This is a genomic window from Bradyrhizobium sp. (genome assembly GCF_049581145.1).
Taxonomy (GTDB): Bacteria; Pseudomonadota; Alphaproteobacteria; order Rhizobiales; family Xanthobacteraceae; genus Bradyrhizobium.
Map to the genome: position 1 here is coordinate 1 of NZ_JBAURI010000790.1, position 4,250 is coordinate 4,250.

Sequence of the window (4,250 nt, forward strand, 5' to 3'; positions counted from 1 at the left end):
GGAAAAGCGCGTGCGCGACCGTACCGAGGAATTGACCCGGCTCAACTCCGAACTGGCGCTCGCCAAGAGCACGGCCGAGGACGCCAATATCTCGAAGACCCGGTTTCTCGCCGCCGCAAGCCACGACATCCTGCAGCCGCTGAACGCGGCGCGGCTTTATGTGACGAGCCTGGTCGAGCGCCAGAGCGGCGGGGAGGATTCCCGGCTGGTCGAGAACATCGACGATTCCCTGGAAGCGATCGAGGAGATCCTGAGCGCGCTGTTGGACATCTCGCGGCTCGACGCCGGCGCCATGACGCCGTCGATCTCGAGCTTCAAGATGGCCGATTTGATGCGTTCGCTGGAAATCGAGTTTGCCCCCATCGCGCGCGCCAAGGGGTTGCAGCTGACCTTCGTACCCTGCTCGCTGCCGGTCGAGTCCGATCGGCTGCTGCTGCGCCGGCTGCTGCAGAACTTCATCTCCAACGCCATCAAATATACCCCGCAGGGACGCGTGCTGGTCGGCTGCCGGCGCCATGGCCAATCCCTGCGGATCGGCGTCTACGACACCGGCGTCGGGATTCCGGTCCAGAAACGCGGCGAGATCTTCAAGGAATTTCACCGCCTCGAACAGGGCGCGCGGATCGCGCGCGGCCTGGGACTCGGGCTGTCGATCGTCGAGCGCCTGGCGCGCGTGCTCAACCACGGGATCGCGATCGACGCCAATGGCGGCGGCGGCTCGGTGTTCTCGGTGACCGTGCCGACCGCAAAGGCGATCAACCACACCGCCGCCGTGACCAGCGCGACGCCGCTGTCGCGGACGCCGATCAGCGGCGCGCGGATCGTCTGCATCGAAAACGATCTGACGATTCTGGACGGCATGAGGACGCTGCTGACCGCATGGGACGCCGAAGTCATGGCGGTCACCGACCCCGATGCCGCGATCGAGGCGATCGAGGCCGGCGGCGGCCACCTGACCGGGCTCTTGGTCGACTATCATCTCGACCGCGGCAATGGCGTCGCCGCGATCCGCGACATCCGCCGCCGTTTCGGCGACAACATTCCCGCGATCCTGATCACCGCCGACCGCAGCCCGCATGTCCGCGCCGCGGCGCGCGAGGAGAACATCGCCGTCCTCAACAAGCCGGTGAAACCGGCCTCGCTGCGCGCCCTGCTCGGGCAATGGCGCATCCAGCAAATGGTGGCAGCGGAATAGGGCAAGCGGTGAACGCAGTTTTCACCCCGCCCGTGCCGGGGAGCGAGGCCGGCGCGACGACAAGACTGAAACCCGCTCTCATTGCGTCGAAGGCGTCCCCTGCCGCCACTGCGCGCCGGCGATTTTCGCGGCCGCGATCACGGCCTGAGTCCGGCTCTCGACGCCGAGCTTCTGCAGGATCGCCGAGACATGCGCCTTGATGGTGGCTTCCGAGACGCCGAGCTCATAGGCGATCTGCTTGTTGAGCAGTCCCTCCGACAGCATCATCAGCACGCGCACCTGTTGCGGGGTCAGCGTCACCAGGCGGTCGCGGAGCCGCGTCATGTCGGGATCTGCGGCCGACGACAGGTCGGTGTCCGGCGGCACCCAGACGTCGCCGTCCATCACCTTCGTGATGGCATCGCGCAAGGTGTCCACGCCGAACCGCTTCGGGATGAAACCGGAAGCGCCGAAATCCAGCGAGCGGCGGATGGTGACGCCATCGTCGCTGGCCGAGACGATCACCACCGGGATCGCCGGATATTGCGCACGCAGGTAGATCAGGCCGGAAAAGCCGGAGATTCCCGGCATCGACAGGTCGAGGAGGATCAGATCGACGTCGGAATCCTGCTCCAGCAGCGCGGTCAGGTCGTCGAACGACCCGGCTTCATCGATCCTGGCCGACGCCAGCACGGTTCCCACCGCCTGCCGCAGCGCATCGCGAAACAGCGGATGGTCGTCGGCGATGACAAGGCGGGTGCTGGCAATGGTCATTCTGTTTCTTGCGAATGGTTATGAACAGCCGCTATCCACATTGGAGTGCGGGCGCTTCGACGAGATCCTCCTCCGGCACAGGCTCGCTTGCAAGCGCACAATATCGGCTTGCGTCCCCGCGGTTACCCACAGCCTTGTGCGATGCAATAGGTCGAACGCCGCGCCTGCGTCCCAACCGAGGTAATCCGCACAGCTTTTGGCGGAGAGAGCCGAAAGTCTTATTGGGACAGCTTTCACCGGAATGTTACCGTGAAACCAAAGCCAAGGCTTCGGCGCACGCAACGGGGAGGCTGCCGGCTTTGCACCAATAATCTGCGGGGAGTGAACGATGACGATAGCTGCGACAGCAGGCGGAAATATCCGCTCAGGTGGAATGACGGCGGAGGAGCGAAAGGTCATTTTTGCGTCTTCGCTCGGTACCGTGTTCGAATGGTACGACTTCTATATCTACGGCACCCTCGGTGTCTTTCTCGCCAAATATTTCTTCTCCAACGTGCCGGCCAACGTCGGCTTCATTTTTGCCCTGCTCGCCTTTGCCGCGGGCTTTGCGGTCCGTCCTTTTGGCGCACTGATCTTCGGTCGCCTTGGCGACATGATCGGTCGGAAATATACCTTCCTGATCACGATGAGCCTGATGGGCGTCGGCACGTTTTTCATCGGCATGCTGCCGGGCTTCGCGACCTGGGGCATCGCCGCGCCGATCGTGCTGATCGCGCTGCGCCTGGTGCAGGGCCTTGCGCTCGGCGGCGAATATGGCGGCGCGGCGATCTACGTCGCCGAGCACGCGCCAAAGGACAAGCGCGGCTACTACACGTCATGGATTCAGACCACCGCGACGTTTGGCCTGTTTATGGCGCTCCTGCTCATTCTCGGCATCAGAACCTGGATGGGCGAAGCCTCGTTCGGCGAGTGGGGCTGGCGCATTCCATTCCTGCTGTCCGGCATCCTCCTGATCGTCTCGATCTGGATCCGGTTGAGCCTCAATGAGTCCCCCGTGTTTCAGCGGATGAAGGACGAAGGCAAGACCTCGAAGCGGCCGCTGACCGAAGCCTTCGCGGAATGGCCGAATGCCAAGATTGCGCTCCTTGCGCTGCTTGGCGCAACCGCCGGCGAAGCCGTGGTCTGGTATGGCGGACAGTTCTACGCGCTGTTCTTCCTCACCCAGACCCTCAAGGTACCAGGGGTCACGGCCCAGATCCTGATCGTGATCGCGCTGGCGCTCGGCACACCGGGCTTCGTCCTGTTCGGCTGGCTGTCGGACAAGATCGGCCGCAAGCCGATCATCCTTGCGGGCTTCCTGCTTGCGGCGGTGACCTATTTCCCGATCTTCAAGGGGATTACCCACTTCGCCAATCCGAAGCTCGAACACGCGCTGGCGTGGGCGCCGGTGACGGTGATCTCCGACCCGAGCGAATGCTCGTTTCAGTTCAAGGCGACCGGAACGGAGAAATTCACCACGGGTTGCGACATCGCCAAGTCGGCGCTGGTCAACTTGTCAGTGAACTACGCCAACCAGGACGCGCCGAAGGGCACCCCGGCCCAGGTCAAGATCGGCGATGCCACGCTGACCGCGACTTCGCCGGACTTCGCCAAGGCGCTGCCTGCGGCGGTCAAGAACCACGGCTATCCGGCAAGCGCCGATCCGAACGACATCAACTACGTCATGACGACGGTGCTGCTCTGGCTCCTGGTCGTGTATGTGACGCTGGTCTATGCCCCGATCGCGGCATGGCTGGTCGAACTGTTCCCGAGCCGTATCCGCTATAGCGGCATGTCGCTGCCTTACCATATCGGCAACGGCTGGTTCGGCGGCTTTCTGCCCGCAACCGTGTTCGCGATCGTCGCTGCAACCGGAAACATCTATTCCGGCCTTTGGTATCCAATCGCCATCGCGGCCATGAGCCTGGTGGTCGGCTTCCTGTTCCTGCCGGAAACCAAGGACGTCGATATCACCAAGTCCTGAGACCTGGTCGGCGCCGTCGAGCGCCGAAACGAACCGGAAGCCGGCCGCGGATCACTCCGCGGCCGGCTTTGCTTTTAGAGCACGGTCCGGAAAAGGCCTGCCCGCACGCCATGCGGAATGGGCGCCGCTGGTCCATCGCGACCAACGCGAAACGCGTTGGCGCGGAGATCACGCTCAAACAACAGCTAGCCGGTTGCGCCGATGAACTGCAGCACGAGTTCGCGGGCATGCGGCCCGTCGCGATGTTCGATCAGATAGATGGCCTGCCAGGTTCCGAGCGCGAGTTCGCCGTTCAGCACGGGAATCTGCAGCGAGGTCGCGGTCAGCATGGTCTTGACA

The 4,250-nt window shown here is 63.6% G+C and carries 4 protein-coding genes; 2 read left to right on the forward strand and 2 right to left on the reverse strand.

The features are described 5' to 3' along the window. Positions 1 to 1,195, forward strand: a 1,195-nt coding sequence (locus tag WCB02_RS26050) for an ATP-binding response regulator (RefSeq protein ID WP_423962637.1), incomplete at its 5' end; no start/stop codon positions are given. Positions 1,196 to 1,273: 78 nt separating this feature from the next. On the opposite strand, the gene WCB02_RS26055 is transcribed toward WCB02_RS26050, so the two are convergent. Then, positions 1,274 to 1,948 carry a response regulator gene (locus WCB02_RS26055; RefSeq protein WP_423962638.1) on the reverse strand — a complete coding sequence of 225 codons (675 nt, stop codon included), beginning with the start codon at positions 1,946 to 1,948 and terminating at the stop codon, positions 1,274 to 1,276. A 328-nt stretch (positions 1,949 to 2,276) separates the two neighbouring features. Here WCB02_RS26055 and WCB02_RS26060 point away from each other — a divergent pair, with 328 nt between their 5' ends. Then, positions 2,277 to 3,911, forward strand: a complete 1,635-nt coding sequence (locus WCB02_RS26060; protein ID WP_423962639.1) for an MFS transporter — start codon at positions 2,277 to 2,279, stop codon at positions 3,909 to 3,911. Positions 3,912 to 4,096: 185 nt separating this feature from the next. Here the strand turns inward: WCB02_RS26060 and WCB02_RS26065 are convergent. Next, positions 4,097 to 4,250: YjbQ family protein (locus WCB02_RS26065; RefSeq protein WP_423962640.1), on the reverse strand; the 154-nt coding region annotated here is incomplete at its 5' end.